General features: G+C 65.0%; 16 protein-coding genes. 2 read left to right on the top strand and 14 right to left on the bottom strand.

Features of this window, described 5'->3' with window-relative positions:
- The 4 genes from RT697_RS17070 to RT697_RS17085 all read right to left on the bottom strand — a co-directional run.
- On the bottom strand, window positions 1–257 hold a 257-nt coding region (locus RT697_RS17070; protein WP_313700441.1), incomplete at its 3' end, for an Hsp20/alpha crystallin family protein.
- 32 nt (window positions 258–289) lie between these two features.
- Window positions 290–733 carry an Hsp20/alpha crystallin family protein gene (locus RT697_RS17075; protein WP_313371852.1) on the bottom strand — a complete coding sequence of 148 codons (444 nt, stop codon included), beginning with the start codon at window positions 731–733 and terminating at the stop codon, window positions 290–292.
- A gap of 218 nt (window positions 734–951) precedes the next feature.
- The gene (locus tag RT697_RS17080; RefSeq protein ID WP_313700443.1) at window positions 952–4,911 is read right to left on the bottom strand and encodes an FAD/FMN-binding oxidoreductase; all 3,960 of its coding nucleotides are present in this window, start codon (window positions 4,909–4,911) and stop codon (window positions 952–954) included.
- Between the two features lie 132 nt (window positions 4,912–5,043).
- Complete coding sequence (locus tag RT697_RS17085) at window positions 5,044–5,580, bottom strand: YqaA family protein (protein WP_175122049.1); 537 nt, start codon at window positions 5,578–5,580, stop codon at window positions 5,044–5,046.
- Between the two features lie 96 nt (window positions 5,581–5,676).
- On the opposite strand from RT697_RS17085, the gene ilvA reads away from it, so the two are divergent.
- Window positions 5,677–7,185: a threonine ammonia-lyase, biosynthetic gene (ilvA, locus tag RT697_RS17090; protein WP_313700445.1), complete on the top strand. Its 1,509-nt coding sequence runs from the start codon at window positions 5,677–5,679 to the stop codon at window positions 7,183–7,185.
- Between the two features lie 171 nt (window positions 7,186–7,356).
- Here the strand turns inward: ilvA and RT697_RS17095 are convergent, their stop codons facing one another.
- Window positions 7,357–8,469, bottom strand: a complete 1,113-nt coding sequence (locus tag RT697_RS17095; protein ID WP_313700447.1) for a porin — start codon at window positions 8,467–8,469, stop codon at window positions 7,357–7,359.
- Between the two features lie 452 nt (window positions 8,470–8,921).
- Complete coding sequence (locus RT697_RS17100) at window positions 8,922–9,302, bottom strand: DUF4148 domain-containing protein (RefSeq protein ID WP_105241081.1); 381 nt, start codon at window positions 9,300–9,302, stop codon at window positions 8,922–8,924.
- 384 nt (window positions 9,303–9,686) lie between these two features.
- Between RT697_RS17100 and RT697_RS17105 the strand changes: the two genes are divergently transcribed.
- Window positions 9,687–10,577, top strand: coding sequence for a LysR family transcriptional regulator (locus RT697_RS17105; protein WP_175138999.1), 891 nt, complete (start codon window positions 9,687–9,689; stop codon window positions 10,575–10,577).
- Window positions 10,578–10,660: 83 nt separating this feature from the next.
- Here the strand turns inward: RT697_RS17105 and RT697_RS17110 are convergent, their stop codons facing one another.
- From RT697_RS17110 to purT, 8 genes are all read right to left on the bottom strand, one after another.
- Window positions 10,661–11,215: an adenine phosphoribosyltransferase gene (locus RT697_RS17110; RefSeq protein ID WP_056319625.1), complete on the bottom strand. Its 555-nt coding sequence runs from the start codon at window positions 11,213–11,215 to the stop codon at window positions 10,661–10,663.
- A gap of 53 nt (window positions 11,216–11,268) precedes the next feature.
- Window positions 11,269–12,966, bottom strand: a complete 1,698-nt coding sequence (gene cydC / locus RT697_RS17115; RefSeq protein WP_313700450.1) for a thiol reductant ABC exporter subunit CydC — start codon at window positions 12,964–12,966, stop codon at window positions 11,269–11,271.
- Complete coding sequence (gene cydD / locus RT697_RS17120) at window positions 12,963–14,711, bottom strand: thiol reductant ABC exporter subunit CydD (protein WP_409517451.1); 1,749 nt, start codon at window positions 14,709–14,711, stop codon at window positions 12,963–12,965. Before cydD ends, cydC begins: the two co-directional genes overlap by 4 nt.
- Window positions 14,708–14,833, bottom strand: coding sequence for a cytochrome bd-I oxidase subunit CydX (gene cydX / locus RT697_RS17125; protein ID WP_175122043.1), 126 nt, complete (start codon window positions 14,831–14,833; stop codon window positions 14,708–14,710). The genes cydD and cydX overlap by 4 nt, the downstream gene beginning before the upstream one ends.
- 16 nt (window positions 14,834–14,849) lie before the next feature.
- The gene (cydB, locus tag RT697_RS17130; protein WP_313700452.1) at window positions 14,850–16,004 is read right to left on the bottom strand and encodes a cytochrome d ubiquinol oxidase subunit II; all 1,155 of its coding nucleotides are present in this window, start codon (window positions 16,002–16,004) and stop codon (window positions 14,850–14,852) included.
- Window positions 16,005–16,018: 14 nt separating this feature from the next.
- Window positions 16,019–17,593 (bottom strand): cytochrome ubiquinol oxidase subunit I, encoded by a 1,575-nt coding sequence (locus tag RT697_RS17135; protein ID WP_313700454.1) that lies wholly within the window; start codon window positions 17,591–17,593, stop codon window positions 16,019–16,021.
- Between the two features lie 127 nt (window positions 17,594–17,720).
- Window positions 17,721–18,266 (bottom strand): GbsR/MarR family transcriptional regulator, encoded by a 546-nt coding sequence (locus RT697_RS17140; RefSeq protein ID WP_312436582.1) that lies wholly within the window; start codon window positions 18,264–18,266, stop codon window positions 17,721–17,723.
- Between the two features lie 314 nt (window positions 18,267–18,580).
- Entirely contained in the window at window positions 18,581–19,798 is a 1,218-nt protein-coding gene (gene purT, locus RT697_RS17145; protein WP_313700456.1) for a formate-dependent phosphoribosylglycinamide formyltransferase, read from the bottom strand.
- Window positions 19,799–19,817: the final 19 nt, after the last annotated feature.

Raw genomic sequence — 19,817 nt, forward strand, 5'->3', positions numbered from 1 at the left:
AGCGGCGCGCGCATTTCGCCCAGCACCAGCCGCAGGTCGCCGGGCGTCTCGACCGAGGCCTCGCCTTCGATCTGCAGCACGTCGGACTCGACGTTGATGCGCAGCCTTTCCTTGGACACGCCGGGCAGGTCCGCCAGCAGCGTGATGCCTTCCTTGTCCTCGAAAATGTCCACGGCCGGCACGGTGACGCCACGCCCGTCGCGCTTCTCGGAAACGGCCGCTTCGGCGGGCACGGTCAGGTCTTTGCGTTCATTCATGATCGGTACTCCTATGCGGTTGCGTTGGCGGGTCACTGCACGGTCACGGTGCGCGGCTTGGCCGATTCGCGGCGCTTGATGGAAATGGCCAGGCAGCCGTCCGTGTACCGCGCCTGCACGTTGTCCGGATCCGCGTCCGCAGGCAGCTCGATGATGCGCGTGTAGCGGCCCTGCGTGCGTTCCCGCGCGTAATAGCGGGCGCCTTCGGGAAGCTCCTGCGGCTTGCGTTCGCCGCTGATGGTCAGCAGGCTCTTTTCGATCGACACGTTCAGGCCCTCGGGATCCATGCCGGGCACGAAGGCGACGACTTCGATGGAATCGCCCGACACGCCGACGTTGACCGGCGGAAAGTAAGCCTGCGGCGTGGCGCGCAGGGCGGCAGGCACGCCGGCATTGCGCAGCACGCGGCCCATGTGCTCCTGAATCGCGTCGAACGCGCTGGCAAAGCCACTGTCGTTGAAGGGAAAGTTGCTCATGAAGGTCTCCTCGAACGAAAAAAGGGACCGATACAGACGCATCACAGCCGCGATTTGCGCGACCGCAGGTCTGATCGCTTCAGTCCGAGTATGGGATCGGTTTTTGGAGTTTCAAGAGGTCTTTTCGGCCCCGCAAAACCTGCCGTTTACAGTTCAGAAGCACAAAAAAAAACCGCGGCCATCGCTGGCCGCGGTTTCCATCTGGATCGCGCTGAGACCTAAACCAGGACCCGCTCGATCCCGCCCGCATTCGCGCGGCGCACGTAGTCTTCCATCCAGCCTTCGCCCAGGATGTGGCGCGCCATCTCGACCACGATGTAGTCGGCCTCCATCTTGGTGTCGCCCTCGTAACGCGACAGGCCTTGCAGGCACGACGGGCACGAGGTCAGGACCTTCACGTCGCCCGTGAAGCCGTCGCTGCGCATCGCGGCGTCGCCCTTGAGCAGTTCTTCCTGCTTGCGGAAGCGCACCTGCGTGGAGATGTCGGGACGGCTGACCGCCAGCGTGCCGGACTCGCCGCAGCAGCGATCGCTCTTGACCGCGCCATCGCCCACCAGCGCGCGCACCGTCTTCATGGGCTCCTGCAGTTTCATCGGCGTGTGGCAGGGGTCGTGGTACATGTAGCGCACGCCCTTGGCTCCTTCCAGCTTGATGCCCTTTTCCAGCAGGTATTCGTGGATGTCGATCAGCCGGCAACCCGGGAAGATCTTCTCGAATTCATAGCCGGCAAGCTGGTCGTAACAGGTGCCGCAGCTGACCACCACGGTCTTGATGTCCAGGTAGTTCAGCGTGTTGGCCACACGGTGGAACAGCACCCGGTTGTCGGTGATGATCTGCTCGGCCTTGTCGGTCATGCCGTTGCCGCGCTGGGGATAGCCGCAGCACAGGTAGCCGGGCGGCAGCACGGTCTGCACGCCCGCATGCCACAGCATCGCCTGCGTGGCGAGGCCGACCTGCGAGAACAGGCGCTCGGAACCGCAGCCGGGGAAGTAGAACACCGCCTCCGTGTCGGCCGTGGTGGCCTTGGGGTCGCGGATGATCGGCACGTAGTTCGCGTCTTCGATGTCCAGCAGCTTGCGCGCGGCCTGCTTGGGCAGTCCGCCGGGCATCTTCTTGTTCACGAAGTGCACCACCTGCTCGCGCAGCGGCGGCTTGCCCACCGTGGCCGGCGGCTTGGCGGTCTGTTTCTTGACCAGGCCGGAGAACAGGTCGTGCGCGGCGCGCTGCACCTTGTAGCCCACGCCCACCATCGCCTTGCGGGTGGCGTTGATGGTGGCAGGATCCTTGGCGTTCAGGAAGAACATGGCGCTGGCCGTGCCCGGGTTGAACGACTTGCGGCCCATGCGGCGCAGCACGGCGCGCATGTTCATCGACACGTCGCCGAAGTCGATATCGACCGGACAGGGGTTGTAGCACTTGTGGCAGACGGTGCAGTGGTCGGCCACGTCCTCGAACTCTTCCCAGTGCTTCAGGCTGACGCCGCGCCGGGTCTGCTCTTCGTACAGGAAGGCCTCGACCAGCAGCGACGTCGCCAGGATCTTGTTGCGGGGCGAATACAGCAGGTTCGCGCGCGGCACGTGGGTGGCGCACACGGGCTTGCACTTGCCGCAGCGCAGGCAGTCCTTGATGGATTCCGAAATGGCGCCGATGTCGCTTTGCTGCATGATCAGCGACTCGTGGCCCATCAGGTTGAAGCTGGGCGTCCAGGCGTGGCGCAGGTCAGCGCCGGGCATGAGCTTGCCGGCGTTGAAGTGGCCGTTGGGGTCGACGCGCCGCTTGTAGTCCTGGAACGGCGCCAGTTCGGCTTCGGTCAGGAACTCGTACTTGGTCAGGCCGATGCCGTGCTCGCCCGAAATCACGCCATCCAGGTCGCGCGCGATCTGCATGATGCGTTCGACGGCGGCATGCGCCTCGCCCAGCATCTCGTAGTCGTCCGAGTTGACCGGGATGTTGGTGTGCACGTTGCCGTCGCCGGCGTGCATGTGCAGCGCGACGAACACGCGGCTCTTGAGCACGCGGGCGTGGATGGCGACGAGTTCGTCGACGATCTTCTTGTACGCGGCGCCCGAGAAGGCGCGCTGCAGGCCGGCCAGCACTTCGGTCTTCCAGGAGACGCGGATGGTGCGGTCCTGCACCACGTCGAAGACGCGGGCGCCGGGTTGCGCTGCCAGGCGCGCGGTCAGCGTGGCGTGAAGCTCACCCAGGCCAAGGCCTTCGAGTTGCGGCAGCGCATCGCCCAGCGGCAGGTCCAGATTGTCCAGCAGCCACTGCCAGCGCTGGCGCGTGGCGGCGATCAGTTCGATCGCCTGGCGCGTGCGCTCGGCCAGCACTTCGGCGCGCGTGGTTTCGATATCGGCGTCGTCGATCTTGCCGACCGGCAGCGGCGTGCACAGGTAGGCATCCAGCTCGCCCAGCAGCTTGAGCTTGTTGCTGGTCGACAATTCGATGTTGATGCGCTCGATGTGATCCGTGTATTCGCCCATGCGGGGCAACGGGATCACGACGTCTTCGTTGATCTTGAAGGCGTTGGTGTGACGCGCGATCGCGGCGGTGCGCGAGCGGTCCAGCCAGAATTTCTTGCGCGCCTCGGGGCTGACAGCCACGAAGCCCTCGCCGTGACGCGTGTTGGCCAGGCGCACGACTTCGCTGGCGGCCGCGGCCACTGCGTCGTCATCGTCGCCGACGATGTCGCCGATCAGAACCATCTTGGGCAGCACGCCGCGCTTGCTCTTGGTGGCGTAGCCGACCGCGCGCAGGTAGCGTTCGTCCAGGTGTTCCAGGCCGGCCAGGATGGCGCCGCGGGCCTTGCCCTCGCCGTCCAGATAGCCCTTGACCTCGACAATCGACGGGATGGCGTCGCGCGCCTGTCCGAAGAATTCCATACAGACGGTGCGCGTATGACGCGGCATGCGGTGCAGCACCCAGCGCGCCGACGTGATGAGACCGTCGCAGCCTTCCTTCTGGATGCCGGGCAGGCCCGCCAGAAACTTGTCGGTCACGTCCTTGCCCAGGCCTTCCTTGCGGAACACGCGGCCCTGGATCTCGAGCGTTTCGGTCTTGAGCAGGCGCTCGCCGGGCTTGCCCTTGCCGTCGAACCACTTGAGCTCGAATCGGGCCACTTCCACGTCATGGATCTTGCCCATGTTGTGGTCCAGGCGCGTGACTTCCAGCCAGTTGCCGTCCGGATCGACCATGCGCCACCAGGCCAGGTTGTCCAGCGCGGTGCCCCACAGCACGGCCTTCTTGCCGCCGGCGTTCATGGCGATGTTGCCGCCCACGCACGAGGCTTCGGCGGACGTCGGGTCCACGGCGAACACGAAGCCGGCCGCCTCGGCCGCCTCGGACACGCGCTTGGTGACCACGCCGGCGCCGGCGTGGATGACCGCGACGGGCTCGGTGAGGCCAGGCAGGATACAGGACTCGACCTTGCCCAGCTTGTCGAATTTTTCGGTGTTGATGACCGCCGACTTCCAGGTCAGCGGAATGGCGCCGCCGGTGTAGCCGGTGCCGCCGCCGCGCGGCACGATGGTCAGGCCCAATTCAATACAGGCAGTGACCAGCGCGGCGATTTCGTCCTCGGAGTCCGGCGTCAGCACCACGAAGGGGTACTCCACGCGCCAGTCGGTCGCGTCCGTGACGTGCGACACGCGCGACAGGCCGTCGAACTTGATGTTGTCGCGCGCCGTGATGCGGCCGAGCACCTTCTGCGCCTGTTTGCGCATCATGGCGGTCTGGTCGAATTCGCCCTCGAACGCGGCAATGGCGGAACGCGCCCGGGCCAGCAGCCCGACAACCTTTTCGTCGCGATGCGGATCGTGGCCGGCTTCGGCGGGCGCGCTCGGGTCGCGGCGCTTGTCGATCTCGCTCAGGCGGTGATGCAGCGCTTCGATGAGCTGCTTGCGGCGCTTGGGATTGTCGAGCAGGTCGTCCTGCAGATACGGATTGCGGCGCACAACCCAGATGTCGCCCAGCACTTCGTACAGCATCCGGGCGGAACGGCCGGTGCGGCGCTCGCCGCGCAGGTCGCTCAGCAGGCTCCAGGCGTCTTCACCCAGTAACCGGCCCACGATTTCGCGGTCGGAAAACGACGTGTAGTTGTACGGGATTTCGCGCAATCGCGCGGGTGCGGCGGGCGGCATCGCCCCGTTCAAGATGTGGCTGGCGAGTGGGGCGTTCATGGCGGCGAGAGGGGGCCCTTAAAAAAGTATTTTATGCCATTGTCCTGACCTGGCCCCTATTCCGGTGAGCAAGCCATCCAAAAGCGCGCCGGGGACGGCATGTACCGTCCCCGTTTAAGTCCGACGTCAGGGCTAGATTTTTCCTGGGAAGAACCAAAGCAGTCCGGCAGTCATGAACAGATAGCGCATGAATTTGCCGATGGCCATGTAGAACACGCACGGCCAGAAGGACAGGCGCAGCCAGCCGGCAACCGCGCAGAGCGGATCGCCCACCGCGGGCAGCCAGGACAGGAGCAGCGCGGGCGGCCCCATCCGGTGCAGCCAGTCGTGGGCACGCTCGTTCCAGCGGCCGCGCATGCGGCCGCCCTCGGTCGCCTTGGGGTGCGGATGCGGGTGCTTTTCCTTCCAGCGCTCCACCGCCTTTTCAGCGCCGAGGCCCATCGCGTAGCTGATGGCCCCGCCCACGGTGTTGCCTGCCGTCGCCACCAGGATGGCGGGCCAGAACATGTCGGGCGAAAGCTTGATGTAGCCGAATACCGCCGGTTCGGAGCCCAGCGGCAACAGCGTCGCGGACACGAGCGAGACGGTGAAGATGGCCGACAGGCCCACCGAGGGCAGCGCGAGCACCCCCAGAAGCCAATGAACGGCGGATAAGAGACTTTCTTCCATGGTTGCGGCAGTGTAGCCGCGGCAAACCCGGAAGGCGACACGCATTTCCCTGCAATAATCTTGGCCAGTCCTCACTCTTGCCCTGTCGCGCGGTCCATGTCCACTGATTATCTGAAACGCATCCTGACTTCCAAGGTTTACGACGTCGCGGTGGAATCCCCGCTCGAGGCAGCGCCCCTGCTGTCCCAGCGGATGTCGAACACGATGTTGCTCAAGCGCGAGGATACCCAGGCGGTGTTCAGCTTCAAGCTGCGCGGCGCGTACAACAAGATGGCCAACCTCGCTCCGGCGGCGCGCAATCGCGGCGTCATCGCGGCCTCGGCCGGCAACCACGCCCAGGGCGTTGCGCTGGCGGCCAGCCGGCTCGGCTGCCGCGCCGTGATCGTCATGCCCACGACCAGCCCGCAGGTCAAGATCGACGCCGTGCGCCGCCTGGGCGGCGAGGTCGTGCTGGCCGGCGAGAGCTTCTCGGACGCCTACGCGCATGCGCAGGTGCTGGAAAAGAAAGAGAAGCTGACCTTCGTCCATCCGTTCGACGACCCCGACGTGATCGCCGGCCAGGGCACCGTGGGCATGGAAATCCTGCGCCAGCATCCCGGCCACATCGACGCGATCTTCGTGGCGATCGGCGGCGGCGGCCTCATCGCCGGCGTGGCGGCCTACATCAAGCAGTTGCGGCCCGAGATCAAGATCATCGGCGTGCAGACCGAGGACTCCGACGCCATGCTGCGCAGCGTGCGCGCGGGCCGGCGCGTTCAGCTGAACGACGTGGGCCTGTTCTCGGACGGCACGGCGGTCAAGATGGTGGGCGCCGAGACCTTCAAGCTGGCGCGCAAGTACGTGGACGATTACGTGGTGGTCAACACCGATGCGATCTGCGCCGCCATCAAGGACGTCTTCCAGGACACGCGCAGCGTGCTGGAGCCGGCCGGCGCCATGGCCGTGGCGGGCGCCAAGCAGTACGCGGCCGAACACAATCTGAAGAACAAGACGCTGGTGGCCATTGCCTGCGGCGCCAACATGAACTTCGACCGGCTGCGCTTCGTTTCCGAACGCGCCGAGGTCGGCGAAATGCGCGAGGCCGTCTTCGCGGTCACCATGCCTGAGCAGCGCGGAAGCTTCCGGCGCTTCTGCGAATTGGTCGGCGAACGCAGCGTCACCGAATTCAACTACCGCATCTCGGACGCGGACCGTGCTCACGTGTTCGTCGGCATCCAGGTCTCTTCGGCCGCGGAACCCGACAAGATCGCGGCGAACTTCCGCCGCCACGGCTTCGACACGCTGGATCTGACCCACGACGAAATGGCCAAGACCCATTTGCGCCACATGGTGGGCGGACGCTCGGCGCTGGCGCGCAACGAACTGCTGTACCGCTTTGAATTCCCCGAGCGGCCGGGCGCGCTGATGCGCTTTTTGAATGCGATGAACCCCGACTGGAACATCAGCCTGTTCCACTACCGCAACCAGGGCGCCGACTATGGCCGCATCCTGATCGGCATCCAGGTCCCTCCGGCGGACAAAAAACAGTTCCGCAATTTCGTGGCGGAACTGGGCTATCCGCACTGGAACGAAACCGACAACCCGGCCTACAAGCTCTTCCTGTAGCAGCCGTGATTCAGCTGTCCTGAATGCGAGAGGGCCTCCTTGCGGAGGCCCTTCCCTTCTGCGCGCAAGGCGCGCCCGGCTGAACCCGATCTAGGGGGGGTTCGCTGTCACTCAGCGGTCCACGGAGAATGGCCCGCACATTCAGCAAGGTTCAGCCGGACGTCCTGTTGCTTAGAAACGGTGGCGCACGCCAACGGCGACAGCCGTATCGGTGGCATCGTGCTGGAACGCGTAGTTGTCGCCATACGAGGCGTACGCGTACAGGTTCGTGCGCTTGGTGAAGTCGTACGTGTAGCCAAGGCTGTACACGTTGAACGTCGCGTCATCGCCCGTCAGCTTGTCGTTGCTGGCGGTGGCGCGCTGCCACGAACCGAACACGGCGTGGCGGCCCAGCGGCACGGTGGCGCCGATCATGTACGAGTTGGCGCGGAAGCCATCAGCCAGCTTGAAAGAACCCAGGTTCTCCATGCCTTCGGGCGTCGTGCCCATGTTCTGGCCGATGAACCAGCCGTCACGCGTCTGGCCGAAAGCGGCAGCAAGCTTCACGACTTCAAAGTCGTACGAACCACCGACGATGTACTCCTGAATGCGCGCCGCGTCCTTGCCGCCGATGCGGTCGTTGGACGGATTGAAGCGGTCGTAGGCAGCAGCCAGGTTCAGCGGGCCGTTGACGTATTGCACGCCTGCGGTCAGCACACGGTTGTTGTTGCCCGTGGCAAAGCCGGTCTGGCGAGCGTCGCTGACGGTGTCGTCGGCGCTGAACGAGTAGCCGACGCCGACCTTGAAGCCGCTCATGCTCGGGGTCTGGTACAGCACCATGTTGTCCAGGCGCATCGTGTTCGCGCTGCCAAACGTGGTACCCATGTTGGCGGTGTTGTAGCTGATCGAGAACGGATCGATCGAACCGAAGTACTTCGACGCCAGGTTCGTCTGGCGGCCGAATTCCAGACGGCCCCACGAGTCGCTATCCAGGCCTACCGTTGCCTGGCGGCCGAACAGGCGGTTGCTTTGCAGCGACTTGCCGTTCATCGGACCGAAACCGCCTTCCAGCGTGAACACGGCGCGCAGGCCGTCGCCCAGATCTTCCGTGCCCCGCAGGCCGAAGCGCGAGCCGCTGCTCACGCCCTGCACGCCACCGAAGCGGCTCTGCGAATCGCCGTTGAACTTCACTTTTTCGTAACCGACGCCAGCGTCGATCAGGCCGTACAGCGTCACGGAATCGGCGGCTTGCGCGGCGCCGGCAAAGCCGGTCAGCAACGCGACGGCCAAAAACGTCTTCTTCATTTGAATCCCCAAAATGGCGAGATGAAAAGGCGCATTGCAGGGCGTCGCACGACACTGCGGGACCCTGCAAGCCGCTGCAGTAAATCGAGCGGCTCATGCACTGCCGCTAGTGTCCGGCCTGTTGCAGTTCGTAGTAACCCGGATTTCGACGAACTACTTTCCATGGTTGGGATAATGACGTGAAGCTGAAGCAACGCCCGCTCCGGAAGCGGCCGCTAAGCCATTGATCTCAAATATGAATTATTGCTCATATCTGGCTTATCCATGGCAGCATTCGACGTTTTTCCTGTTCTTTCCCGACAACAGTCATCGTGCGAACCGGATAATTTTGCAGCGTAAACGCCACACTGTTTCGACGGCATGCAAAAAACCCAGGCGCAAAAAAACCCCTCGGCGTCACAAGGGGTTCTTTTGGTGACCTGCCGGACGGCGCGGCGCGCCAGCGCTGGAAATCAGCGGCCCTTGGGCGGGTAGTCCAGTTCGCCGAACGTGTATTCGCCGCGCGCCTTGGCGTCGGCCAGTTCCTGGCGGACTTCAGCACGGCTCTTGCCGGCGGTCTGCGCCACGGTCTTGGGCGGGTAATCGAGCTCTGCGCTGGTCACCTGGCCCGCGGCCTTGGCGCTTTGCAGTTCCTGCTGCACCTGTTCGCGCGACAGGCTGGTGGTCTGGGCGACGGCGGGCGGATAGTCCAGTTCGCCAAACGTGACGGTGCCTGCGGCCTTGGCGGCTTGCAGTTCTTGCTGGACCTGTTCACGCGTCTTGCCATCGGCGTGAGCGGCGGACATGCCGACCAGGGTAGCGGTAACCATGAGTGCGGTTGCTAGGGCTTTCATTGAGATGACTCCATCCTAAACGTTGCACATCGTCTTGCGCCGGGTTGGCGGCATTCGATATGACAATTTGATTGCTGGGACGAAGTATCTGGTTATTAGCGCTTAGTAAAAACCCTTAATTTGGTGAACATATTTGCACGGATGGGACAATTGCAAGTCGTATCCCTGCAGGCACACCAAATGAACGGGCTTGTCAGACTCGCGCACTATGTGCACACGCCTTGCATTCATTCAGTTTCCCGCAAGTTAGGTAACGCAATCTGAACCTGCGTGCATCCACACTGTTGTGCAATCCGGAGAAATAGACATTTCTACTGGCGGGACAATAATTCCATTTATCATACGAATCTGCCAGAAATGGAAATTTGAGTCTCGAGGGCATTCATGGACATCCAGCTTAACGACATCGCGCTATTCGTCGAGGTCGCCAAGCGCAAGAACTTCAGCCACGCCGCCGAAGCCCTGAATATCCCCACCTCCACGCTGTCGCGCCGGGTCAGTGAGCTGGAACGCAGCGTCGGCATGCGGCTGCTCAATCGCAGCACGCGCAAGATCGACCTGACCGAAGCGGGCGCCATCTATTTCGAGCGCTGCCGGCACATCGTGGAAGAAGCGCGCATCGCGCACGACCAGTTGCTGGACATGGCGGTGCAGCCCAAGGGCCGCCTGCGGATCTCGCTGCCCACCAGTCTTGCGCAGTTGTTCCTGCCCGCCGTGATCCGCGAATTCCGCGAGCAGCATCCCGATATCGAGTGCGACTTCGACCTGAGCATGCGCCCGATCGACCCCATCAGCAATCCGTTCGACCTGATCCTGCGTTTTGGGCAGCAGCCCGATTCCAGCCTCATCTCGCGCAAGATCGTGCTGATGGCGCACCAGCTCTATGCGTCGCCCGAATACCTGGCTCGCCATGGCGAACCGCGGGTGCCGGCGGACCTGACGCACCACGAATGCCTGCGCCCGACCATGCGCGAGGAGTCGTCCTTCTGGATGCTCCATTCGGGCGACAAGGTCGAGCGCGTGCAGGTGTCCGGCCGTCTGTCGGCCAATAACGTCGGGATGCTGGGGCGCTTGGCCGGCCAGGGGCTGGGCATCACGCCGCTGCTGGTGTTCGATGCAATGGAGCGCGCCATCAAGCAGACGGGCCTGGTGCGCGTATTGCCGGAATGGAGCCTGACTCCCCTGCCCTTGTTTGCGCTGCTGCCTTCGCGCATGCTGCCCGCCAAAACGAAAGCGTTCCTGGACTTCATCCAGCCTCGCTTGTCGGAGGCGTAGCAAGCAAACAATGGTGAAGGACGGTGCCGATGGATGGCACCGAAAAACGGCGCCAAACTGCGGCGCCGTCATGCCGACACGGTTTACGGCGTCGTGTCCGCGCCGTACTGACAGACCGTGTAGAGCGGCGTGCCGGTCGCGGCCACCTTGGCGGAGCCGCCGAGATCCGGCAGGTCGATGATGGCGGCGGCTTCCACCACGTTGGCGCCAAGCCGCTGCAGCAGCTTGATAGCCGCAAGCATGGTGCCGCCGGTGGCGATCAGATCGTCCACCAGCAGGACGCGCTGGCCCGTGCGGACCGAATCGGTATGCATCTCGACGGCGGCATTGCCGTATTCCAACGAATATTCCTCGGCAACCGTGCGATAGGGCAGCTTGCCCTTCTTGCGCACGGGCACGAACCCCAGGTTCAGTTCATAGGCCAGCACGCTGCCCACGATGAAGCCCCGCGCATCCACGCCCGCCACCAGATCCAGGCGCTGGCGCATGTAGCGATAGACGAAGAGATCGATCAGGACACGGAACGCACGGGGATCCTGCAGCACCGGCGTGATATCGCGGAACGTGACACCGGGTTGGGGCCAGTCCGGAACGCTGCGGATGGTGCGCCGGATGAACTCGGCGTTGTCGGTCTGCATGGAATCGGCCCTGAAGAATTGAAGCAAGGCGAACTATAACCGCGCCGCCGCGCTTAAGCCAGGATTGCCGCGCGCGATGACATGTCATGCAATTGGCCATCACGCAACACATGGCAACGATGTACCGCGCCTTTGGGCAATGCCGCATGCGTGGCCAGCACCACGGTGCGTCCGCGCACCGCGTGCTCCAGATCCGCGAAGAACGCGGCTTCGGCCGCGGCGTCCAATCCCGCGGTCGGTTCGTCCAGCACGATGACGGCGGCAGGCGCCAGCAAGGCTCTGGCCAGACACAGGCGGCGCGCCTGTCCAGCCGACAACTGCGAGCCCGTCTCGCCGGCCCAGGTGTCCAGGCCATCGGGCAGGCCGCGCACGAAATCGCCGAGCCTTGCCGCGTCCAGGGCGCGCCACAAGGCGGCATCGTCGGCATCGGGATCGCCGATCAACAGATTGGTGCGTAGCGTACCCAGAAACACGGGCGCGTCCTGCGACAGCAGGACGATCCGCCGATGCCAGTCAGCCTGCGCGCAATCGCGCGCATCGCAACCGCCGAACCGGACCTGCCCCGCTTGCGGATCCTCGAGCCTGAGGATCAGATGCAGCAGCGTGGACTTTCCCGCGCCGCTTGCGCCCACGATCGCCACGCGCTCGCCCGGTTCGATGCGCAGGTTGATGTCCTGCAGCACCGCCGCGCTGTCGCCGGCCACGCGGGCCGGGTAGGCGAATCGCACACCCGCCAGTTCCAGCGCGCCATGGGTGGGCAGCGGGCGCAGCACGGCAGGATCCTGCATGTCGGGTTCGCTTTGGGTGATCTCGCGGATCCGCGCGGCCGCCGATATCGCGGATCCCATCCGGGAAGCGCCGCGCATGATCGGGCCGGCAACCTCGAAGATGCCGATGACGGCCAGCAGCAGGCCGGCCAGGAGCGGGCCTTCGATCCGCCCCGCCTCAAGTCCGGCCAGACCGAACCACAGCAGCGCCATCACCGCGACACCCGCGCAGACCTGAAGGAACCATTGCCCGCGCACCGCCACCCGCGCCTGACTGCGGCGCGCCTTGGCGCTGGCTTCGCACAGGCGCTCGAAGTGCGCCAGCGTCTGGTCCTGCGCATGCAGGGCGACCATGTCCGCGTGGCCCTCCACCGCGTCCAGCGTGGCGGCGCGCAGTCCTGCCGCGCTTTCCTGCGCTGCGACGCCGGGTTTGCGCGCCGCGCGCAACAGCCACACCGGCACCACCACGCACGCGGTCAGCAGCGCCAACGCAAAGATCAGCGCCGCCGCCGGCACCCATTGCCCCAGCACGGCGGTGAGCACCGCGCCGGCAAGCACAGCGGTGGCCAGCGGCGCCAGCACAAACAGGAAGACCGTGTCCAACGCGTCGACGTCGTTCGTCATGCGCGCGACCAAATCGCCGCTGCGATAACGCGAAAGCTGACGCGGCGTCAGCCGGATCAGCGCCGCGAACACCATGGCGCGCAGATCCGCCAGCAGGCGCAAGGTGGCGGCATGCCCGACCACGCGGTCCGCGTAGCGCGACACGATGCGCAGGAACGACAGCCCGCGCACCAGTGCGGAAGGCGCGAACAGGTTGAAGACGCTGCCCGCGCCGGCCAGGAACGCGCCGGTCAGGAACCAGCCCGACACGCCCAGCAAACCGACGCCCGCGGCGACGGTTGCCAGTGCGCAGAACAATGCGAGTAAAAGCCCGCCTTTTCGGCGCGCGTACAGGGGCAAGAGCAACAACAGGTTCTTCATGCGTCTTTCACCGTGCCGTTGGCGACGCGCGCCACCCGGCCGAATCGTGCAGCCACCGCGGGCGAATGCGTCGCCAGCACCAGGGTGCGGCCCGCGCAGAATTGCAGGATCTCGTCCAGCACCCTCGCCTGCGTCGCTTCATCCAGATGCGCGGTGGGTTCGTCCAGCAGAATCAGGCCGGGATCGCGCAGGAACAAACGGGCCAGCGCCACGCGCTGCGCCTGCCCACCGGACAAGCCATGGCCGCGGCTACCCAGCGCGGTGTCCAGGCCTTGCGGCAAGTGCTGCGTGAATTCCAGCACGCAGGCGCGCCGCGCGGCGTCCTGCACCTGCGCATCCGTGGCGTCCTGCCGGCCAAGCCGGATGTTGTCGGTGATCGAACCGGCCAGCAACTGCGGCCGCTGGCCGATCAGCGCCACGCGCTGGCGCAAGGCGGCTTCATCCCATTGCGCGAGCGGTACGCCGTCAATGCGGATATCGCCGCTGGCCGGCCGCAGGCGTGCGATGGCCTCGATGAGCGTGGATTTGCCGACGCCGCTGGGCCCCATCAGCGCCAGGTGTTCGCCCGGCGCCAACACCAAGGCGCAATCCGCCAGCACCGGCTGGCCACGCCCCGGCGCCTCGGCGCGAAGACCTGCAACGGTGACCACCGCGCCCTTGCCCGCGTGCGCAGGCTGGCCGTGCACTGCGGATGCGTCTTGCGCTTCGGCTTGCGGCAGGCCGTCGAACAGGACGGCGATCTGCGTCACGGCGGCCAGCGCCGTCGCGCGGTCGTGATAGTGGGCCGCAAACTGGCGCAACGGCGCATAGACCTCGGGCGCCATCAGCAGGCAGAACAGCCCGGCCTGCAACGTCAGGGGCGACCAGCGCGCGTCCAGGAAACCCAGATAAGTCAGGCCGATGTAGACCGCCACGCCCGCCACGCCCAGCGCGGCGAAGAATTCCAGAACCGCCGAGGACAGGAATGCGATGCGCAACACCGACATCGTGCGCTGGCGCAGCGCATCGCTGGCTGTCACGACGGACTGGGCCTCGGCTTGCGCGCGCCCGTATAGCTTCAAGGTGGACAGCCCGTGCAGGCGGTCCGCGAAAAAGCCCGACAGGCGGGCAAAGGCGCGCAGATGGCGGCGGCTGGCGCCTTGCGCGCCCCACCCCACCAGCGCCATGAACAGCGGAATCAGCGGCGCGGTGATCAACAGCACCAGGCCGGCGATCACATCCACCGGCAGCAGCACCACCGAAAACGCCACGGGCAGCATTGCCGCCGCGGCCATTGCCGGCAGGTATTTGGCGAAGAAGCCATCCAGCGCCTCCACCTGATCGACCACGGCGCTCGCCAGTTCACCCGACGCCTTGCCGCGGCTCCAGTAAGGGCCTTTCTGCACCAGCCGCTGGAACAGAGACTGGCGCACGTGGCGCTTGATGCGTTCTGACGCATCCGCGCCGGCGCGCTCGCCGGCCCAGGTAATGCACGCACGCAGCAGCATCAACGCTGCGATGGCGGCGATGCCGCCGATCAGTTCATGCCGCGGCACTTGGCCGACGATGGCCGAATCGAGCACCCTGGCCAGCAGCCAGGCCTGCACGACCAGCAAGGCGCCGCTCACCAGCGGCGCGGCGCCCGCCAGAATGAGCGGAAACCGCGCCGACCGGGCCAGCCCCATCAGCCACCGCGACTGCTCTCGCGGCGGCTTCTGCAGGGACGCCGACGGATCGTGCTCGAGGCTGCTTGCGCCGCTACTCACTCGACGTCGCGGCTGGCTTTCGGGTCATGCGTCTGACCTTCGCGCAGCTCGAACCACATCGCATTGAGGATGGCGAATGCGCACGCCAGGCCCAGGCCGAGAATCCACGAGAAATACCACATGGAAATGGCTCCTTTATCAGTACGAGTTGGGCGTGTCGCCCACCGATTCATGGGTGACCTTGCCGCGCATGACGCGATACACCCAGCCGGTGTAGAGGGTCACGATGGGCAGGAAGATCGCCACTGCGATCACCATGATCCACAGCGTCAGGTGACTGGACGAGCCGTCCCAGACCGTCAGGCCGGCCTTCGGATTCGACGACGACGGCATGATGAACGGAAAGAGCGAGAAGCCCACCGTCAGGATCACGCCGGCGATGGATGTCGAGGACGACAGGAACGCCAGCATATTGGCGCGCACGGTGAGCAGCAGCGCCGCGAGCACGGCGCCGGCCACGCCCAGCGCGGGCGCGATCCACATCCACGGCCACTTCGCGTAGTTGGCCATCCAGGCGCCGGTCTGCACCGACACGGTCTTGAGCATCGGGTCCGACGGCGCGGCCGGGTCGATCACGCTGGTGATCGCATGGCCCGGCACGCCGCCCGCGACCCAGAAGCCGCCGGCCACGAAGAGCGCTGCGGTGAGCATTGCGCACAGCCGGCCCCAGTTGCGCGCCCGCGAGGACACGGGATCGTCCGTGCGCCATGCCAGCAGCACCGCGCCGTGCATGGCCAGCATCACCACGCTCAGCACACCCGCCAGCAAGGCAAAAGGCATGAACAGCTGGAAGAAGTGCCCTTCATACATCGGACGCAGCGTCATCGCGTCATACGTGAACGGCACGCCCAGGATGATGTTGCCCATTGCCACACCGAACACCAGCGACGCCACCACACCCGAGAAGCACAGCACGGCGTCCCAACGGTTGCGCCAGCGCGTGTCTTCCATCTTGCTGCGGTACTTGAAGCCCACCGGCCGCAGGATCAGCGCCAGCAGCACCAGCATCATCGCCAGGTAAAAGCCCGAAAACGAGGCGGCATACAGCAACGGCCACGCGGCAAAGATGGCGCCGCCCGCGGTGATGAGCCAGACCTGGTTGCCTTCCCAGACCGGCCCCACCACGTTGATCACGATGCGGCGCTCGGTGTCGGTCTTGGCGACCACCGGCAACAGTGCGGCCACGCCCAGGTCGAAGCCGTCCATGACGGCAAAGCCGATGAGCAAGGCGCCCATCAGCACCCACCACACCACGCGCAGCGTGCCGTAGTCGAAAGGAATAAGGGTATCCATTTGCGTTTCTCCCCTTACGCGCGCACGGCGGCGTGGACCGGATCGGCGGCGGCATCGCCCGGCGCCGGCCCGTCGGATTTCGGTCCGGCCTTGATGGCATGCAGCATGACCTTCACGCCGATGATGAGCAGGATCGTGTACAGCACCAGGAAGATCGTCAGACTGATGACCAGGTCGGTGATGGTGAGGCCCGATGCCGCGTAATACGTGGGCAGCACGCCTTCGATCACCCAGGGCTGGCGGCCGTACTCGGCGACGAACCAGCCGCTTTCGATGGCGATCCACGGCAGCGGCAGGCTCCACAGCGCCACCTTGAGCAGACGGGGACTGCTGTCCAGGCGGCCGCGAGACGCAAGCCAGAACGCCACGCCGAAGAACACGATCAGGTACATGCCCACCGCGACCATGATGCGGAACGCCCAGAACAGCGGCGCCACCGTCGGCACGGTATCGATCGCGGCCTGCTTGATCTGCGCCTCGGTGACCTTGCTGAGATCCTCCTCATAGCGCTTGACGAGCAGCGCATAGCCCAGGTCCGGCCAGGTCTTGTCGAACACCATGCGCGCATCGACGTCCTTGGGATTGGCGCGGATCTTCTGCAAGGCCTCATAGGCCACGAGGCCGTCGCGGATGCGATTCTCGGCGCGCAGGATCAGGTCGTTGATGCCCAGCAGCGGCGTGGTCAGCGACCGCGTGCCGATGATGCCCATGACATAGGGAATCTCGATCGCGAAATCGTTGCGGCGCTCGGCCTGATTAGGAATGGCGAACAGATTGAAGGACGCAGGCGCGGGCTCGGTGTGCCACATGGACTCCATGGCGGCGATCTTCATCTTCTGATGTTCGGTAGTGAGGTAACCGCTTTCGTCGCCCAGCACGACCACCGACAGGGCGCCGGCCAGACCGAAGCTGGCCGCCACCGCCATCGAGCGCTTGGCCAGATCGATATGACGGCCGCGCAGCAGATACCAGGCGCTGATCGACATGACGAACATGGCGCCCGCCACGTAACCGGCGCTGACGGTGTGCACGAACTTGGCTTGCGCGACCGGATTGAAGATGACCGCGGCAAAGTCGGTCATTTCCATGCGCATCGTGTCGGGATTGAAGATCGCGCCGACCGGGTTCTGCATCCAGCCGTTGGCGATCAGGATCCACAGGGCCGAGAAGTTCGTGCCGAAGGCCACGAGCCAGGTCACGGCCAGGTGGCTGACCTTGGACATGCGGTTCCAGCCGAAGAAGAACAGGCCGACGAAGGTGGCTTCCAGGAAGAACGCCATCAGCCCTTCAAGCGCCAACGGCGCGCCGAAGATGTCGCCCACGTAGTGGCTGTAGTAGGACCAGTTCATGCCGAACTGGAACTCCATCACCACGCCGGTGGCCACGCCCAACGCGAAGTTGATGCCGAACAGCGTGCCCCAGAACATCGTCATCTTTTTCCAGATGGGGCGGCCGGTCATGACGTACACGCTTTCCATGATGGCCAGGATGAACGACAGGCCAAGCGTGAGCGGGACAAAGATGAAATGGTAGAGCACGGTCGCGGCGAACTGGAACCGCGAGAGATTCACGACATCGAGATCAATCATGAGGCTGCTCCCAAGGCATCGACGCGCTGCGGCAACCGGCATGGTTCCCAGGCCGTCTAACGCGCCATGTTAGGGGCGTTGCATACAACTTCATAGAGGTTTCCTGAAAAAATCGAGGCGTGACGGGTCAGCCCTTGCCCCGCAATTTGCCGGCGAATCCCAGCACCTTCTGCACCTTGGAACCAAGTTTCATGAGGCTTTGGAGGGTTTCGGGCGGCAGCCGTTGAACCTCATCGAACCACCCGGTGGATAGTTCGATGAGCTCCAGCATTTCGGTCATTCGTTGTTGCGCGTAGGCCTCGTCGGGGCCGGACGGCGACTCCAGCAGTTGGTCGCGCAGGAGCGTGAGGGTGGGATCGATTTCGCGCTTGCGCTTTTCTTCCATGAGGATGCGGAAGATCTCCCAGACGTCCTTGGGGGTCTCGAAGTAGTCACGGCGGTCGCCCACCTGATGGATCAGCTTGACCAGGCGCCAGGATTGCAGCTCTTTCAGGCCCAGGCTGACATTCGAGCGCGAAAAGCCCAGGGCTTCGGCGATGTCGTCGGCGTTTAAAGGCTGCGGCGCGAGAAACAGCAAGGCGTAGATCTGGCCGACCGTGCGATTCACGCCCCAGCGGCTGCCCATCTCACCGAAGTGCAGGACAAAACGTTCAATTTGGGGGGAAAGCGCCATGAGGATCAGCCAGTAACACAACGACGCCCTGCACGACATATGCAGTTACGTTGCTTTCAGAAATTTCTGAAATTATCGAACAAACGATGAGAAAGCGCAAACCATGCTTGCTGCAGGGGCGAAGGCGCAAACCAACGCCATTCAGAGGGCGCGCAGGGCAAATTAGCCGCCGAACGTGACAGCCATACAACACTCGGCGGGAGCAGCAGACAGCAAAAACGCCACCGGCCGGGGGGCGGGTGGCGTTTCTGGGCGGAAAAATCGGCCGGGGAACGGCGGGTGTTAATCCATCGGCGAGGCGGGATTCAAGGCAATCAGCCGGCCTTGACGGTCACGGCGGCGGACACGCGCTTGGCCTTGGCGCGGGCGGCGGCAACGTCCTCGGCCACGGCCAGGCCCACGCCCATGCGGCGCTTGACGAAGGATTCGGGCTTGCCGAAGAGACGGATGTCCGTGCCGGGCTCGGCCAGCGCTTCGGCCACACCATGGAACGACACCGCCTGAGCCTCGACGCCGCCGTAGATGACGCTGCTGGCGCCCGGCTGACGCAGGCTGGGGTCGACGGGCAGGCCCAGCAGCGCGCGGGCGTGCAGTTCGAATTCGTTCTGCACCTGGGTGATCATGGTGACCATGCCCGTGTCGTGCGGACGCGGACTGACCTCGGAGAACCAGACCTGGTCGCCGGCCACGAAGAGCTCGACGCCGAAGATGCCCAGCCCGCCCAGCTCGGACGTGACGGCCAGCGCGATGTCGCGGGCGCGCTGAAGCGCCGCGGGCGACATGGGGTGCGGCTGCCAGCTTTCGACGTAGTCCCCGTCGACCTGTTTATGGCCGATGGGCTCGCAGTAACGGGTCTCGACCTGGCCGTCGGCGCCGCGGGCGCGCACGGTCAGAAGCGTGATTTCGTAGTCGAAGCGGATGAACCCCTCGACGATGGCGCGTCCACCCCCGACCCGCCCCCCTTCCTGGGCATAGCGCCAGGCGGAGGCCACGTCGTCGGCGCTCTTGATGACCGACTGACCCTTGCCCGAGGACGACATGACCGGCTTGATGACGCAGGGATAGCCGATGCCGCCGTCGATGGCCTGGCGCAGTTCTTCCTCGGTGTCGACGAAGCTGTACGGCGACGTCGGCAAGCCCAGGGTCTCGGCCGCCAGGCGGCGGATGCCTTCGCGATTCATGGTGAGCTGGGCCGCGCGGGCCGTCGGCGTGACCCGCGCCACGCCTGCCGCTTCCAGTTCCACCAGCAAGCTGGTGGCAATGGCCTCGATTTCGGGGACAATAACGTCCGGCCGCTCTTGCTCGATGACCTGCCGCAGGGCTTGCGGGTCCGTCATCGAGACCACATGCGCCCGGTGCGCCACCTGATGGCCCGGCGCGTCGGCATACCGATCCACCGCAATGACTTCGACGCCCAGGCGCTGCAGGGCGATGATGACCTCTTTGCCCAGTTCACCGGAGCCCAACAGCATGACGCGGGTGGCCAGGGGGGACAGTGGCGTGCCAAGGACGGGACTGGAAATGCTGGACATGGAGCGGGCCTGGAAGGAA

This window comes from Achromobacter sp. (genome assembly GCF_032113835.1).
Classification (GTDB): Bacteria; Pseudomonadota; Gammaproteobacteria; order Burkholderiales; family Burkholderiaceae_B; genus Achromobacter.